This window comes from Streptococcus danieliae (assembly GCF_013415245.1).
In the GTDB taxonomy this organism is placed as follows: domain Bacteria; phylum Bacillota; class Bacilli; order Lactobacillales; family Streptococcaceae; genus Streptococcus; species Streptococcus danieliae_A.
Genome location: NZ_JACBXX010000182.1, coordinates 1 through 3,240, shown reverse-complemented (window position 1 = coordinate 3,240; position 3,240 = coordinate 1). Strand labels below are relative to the sequence as shown.

Sequence of the window (3,240 nt, the reverse complement as noted above, 5' to 3'; positions counted from 1 at the left end):
TGAATAATAGCTGTCTCACAAGAGCGATTGGGACGAAAGCCATAACTATACTCTGAGAAGTGTCTTTCACAGATTGGACTGATGGTTTGAACAATCGCTTGTTGTACCATTCTGTCCATGACTGTAGGGATTCCAAGATTTCGGACGCCACCATTTGGCTTAGGAATTTCAACTCGTAAAACTGGTTGAGGTTTGTACTTCCTCTGCTTTATAAGTTCCTTGGTTTCTCGCCAATGTTGCCGTAGGAAATTATCCATTTCCTCAATGGTAACTCCGTCGATACCAGCAGAACCCTTGTTTCTTTTTACCTGATGATAGGCTTCAAGCATATTGTTCCGAGATAATATCTTATCTAGCAATTCTGACATGTGCGTATTCCTTTCTTGTTTCGGTGTCTGAGGGACATCTTAGATTCGTGAACCTTCTCCTAGTCAATACGTGACCGTCTCCAGTTCTATCAGACCGTTCTTTTACAGACACAAGTGAAGTAGGATTACTTCGGTTAATTGTTCGCCCCTTCGCTCCATTTCCATTACAGAAACTTCATCACTACTATGGGTTCGGCTGACTTCTCATGATTCGTTGTTACTACGTCTACGACGCTCATGAGACCTCACGGGATAAGTCGTATATCTTTCCTCGTTTACTCTCGTGATCTACGCATATAGGTTACGACTACCTTTTGGGACTTTAGAGTTTTCAGCCTCCTCATCCACTACATACGCCTTCATATCACATTTCTGTTCGTAGAGCCACGATTTCGCTATCCCTTCCTCTCCCCGCTACCTCACGATAGTCAGGCTTGGGAGTCGCTATTGGGTTCACCGGTAGCAGGTGCCCACAGAGGACTTGCACCTCAGATATACGACATGCCCGTCGTACGGAAAAAAGAGAAGCTGAATCTGGTCCAGCTTCTCTTTTTCACTTGAATCTATTCTCCTTCCATCAGCTGGCTGAGATTCATCCGCTGGCCGTAGAGTTTTTCGATTTGGTAGCGGAGGGCCTTCATGTCATCTGGGGAGCTAACATAGGGGGACAGGAGTTTTTCCAGCTGTTGGCGAAGTTCCAAGCCCGAGGAGAAGGGGCCTGGTTCGTGGATAAACTGCTGGATGCGGTGGATGTCTCGGGATTCCAGGATCGGGGAAACTTGCAGGGTTGGAGCGGCAACTTCAAAACCTTCGCTGGTGGTGATGACCAAATCAACCTCTAGGAGGTCTTCAACACTGCGGTACTGCTCTGTGGTAAAGACCGCATGGATCATCTCGTTGGGCAGGTGGTACTGGATCTGCTTCAGCAGCATTTTTTGAATAGCAATCCCTTCGTCGGAAACCAGGTAGATATGGAGGATTTCCTGGCCCTTATCCACCGGTGTTTTTAGGGAACCACCCATCTGGATGCTGAGGTCGGCGATGTCATCATCGGTCAGCTGGACCTCCCAGGCTTCTTCTAAGAGACTCGCGGTCACCCGGCAATAGGCAAAGAGGTCTGGATACTTGCTTTTGATTTGCTCTAGCAAGGGATTTTTACTGAAAATCCCATAGCGCTTACGAAAGAGCAGGGCCTTGAAATGCATGGTCAGCTGGTTGAGGAGCTCTTCTGGTTTGTCGACAATGTATTTGGATTGGTTCTGGAAGTACCAAATGTAATGTTCCAAGGTAGCCCTGAGGTCGACAAAATCCTCACTGGTCGCATGCAGGTCACGATCCTTACGGTAGGAGAGCAAGAGAATGGTCAGAATTTCCACTTCAATGCAATCTAGGTGAATCTCCTTGGCTGCCTGGAGGCAGTCTGCAAAGTATTGCGCCGCCTTGTATTCCACCCGTTCATGAACCTGGGCAAAATCGACCTGGAGGACTGCCTTTTGTTCCGCATCCAGATTCATATTGCGGTAGGCCTGCAACAGACAGGGCAGAATCTGTGTCAACAGGGTCAACTCCTGGCGATTAATCTGCTTGCCTACAATCGTTTCCAAGCGAATCCATTCCTGCCGAGCGATTTGCTCAAAGTCAGCCAATAGGTCCACCAAGTTTAATTTTTCTTTAACAATTGAAAGAAAGGGGGCGGCACCATCCGAGAAGATACTGTAGAGTAAATGGTAGACATATTGCAATTTGGCAAAGGGTTGAGCGCGCAAAACATAGCCCTGGGTCTTGGTTGTGGTCAGGGTCAGCTGGAACTGGTCCAAACGCAGAAGGCGACGCATCTCACTGAGATCACTTAGAACCGTATTGCGCGAGACCTCTGTTAGCTGCTGCATCTTCTCGATGGTCACCCGCTCGGTCGCAATCACGATGTAAAGAGTTAGGAGTTGAATCCGTTCCTGGCTATTGAGCATATAGGAATAGGAATCCATCTGTTCCAAGAGCAGGCGACAGGCCGCTTTTTGCTCCGGCGTTAGCAATAAACCAACCCGCGAGCGAGGCGTCAGAGGAGGGATGGACTCCGGCAAGGCCTCGTTGATCTTATCTAGATGGTAATAGATTTTTCGCCGTGATTGACCCAAGTTCTTCGCCATATTTGAAACCGTCTCCGGGGTTGTCAAATACAACAAATGCTGCAAAAGGGCACTACTACTTTTGTCAATGGCCATACCTGCCTCCTTAAATGCTATCGGATTCCTTGATAAGAATCACCAGCCTACTCCGAAAAACCATGATATTCATAGGATTTTTTGAATAATATATTATATATTCTACCACTATTAGAAAGGGATTTCAAAAAAATCGAGTAGAGGCTAATTTCTAGTCCCTCTCACACCACCGTGCGTGCCGTTCGGCACACGGCGGTTCAACTAACTTTTAACGCATGTCGTTTAAGATAGAAATCTAGACAAGAAACCAGTCCTCTTTTAGTAAGGGCTGGTTTTGATATAGCTCGCTTTAAGACTGACTTTTGTGCCACTAGTTGATAGTGGTTACCCCAGCCAGATACTTTATCGGCTATCCATTTCGGAACACCTAGTTTCAGAAGTCCCCATAGTCGTCTCGATTTTTTCTTCCATTGCTTCCAGATAATGACTCGGATACGAGTTCGTAAACGCTCATCTATTTGCGTCAGTATCGTCTTCATATTACCAAGTGAGAAGTAATTTACCCAACCGCGGATAACCCAATTTAATCGTTCAATCCGTGTCGTTAGGTCAATGCTCCACTTCCTCGTCGTTAGTCGCTTCAGCTTGCGCTTAAAACTCTGTACACTATCTTGATGGGGACGGCATTTCCAGCCTTTCGGAGATTTCCA

General features: G+C 46.8%; 3 protein-coding genes. All 3 read right to left on the bottom strand.

The features are described 5' to 3' along the window. The coding region (locus HZY94_RS08790) for a reverse transcriptase domain-containing protein (protein WP_257151889.1) at nt 1–368 on the bottom strand (368 nt) is incomplete at its 3' end. 563 nt (nt 369–931) lie between these two features. Beyond that, a complete protein-coding gene (locus tag HZY94_RS08785; RefSeq protein ID WP_179925840.1) occupies nt 932–2,590 on the bottom strand; it encodes a BglG family transcription antiterminator in 1,659 nt (552 codons plus the stop codon). Between the two features lie 197 nt (nt 2,591–2,787). Next, nucleotides 2,788–3,240 (bottom strand): group II intron maturase-specific domain-containing protein (locus tag HZY94_RS08780; RefSeq protein WP_306538575.1); only part of this gene is annotated, 453 nt, incomplete at its 5' end.

What these genes read in the sequence shown, in the direction of transcription:
- HZY94_RS08785 (WP_179925840.1), bottom strand. Translation starts at nt 2,590, where the DNA reads ATGGCCATTGACAAAAGTAGTAGTGCCCTTTTGCAGCATTTGTTGTAT.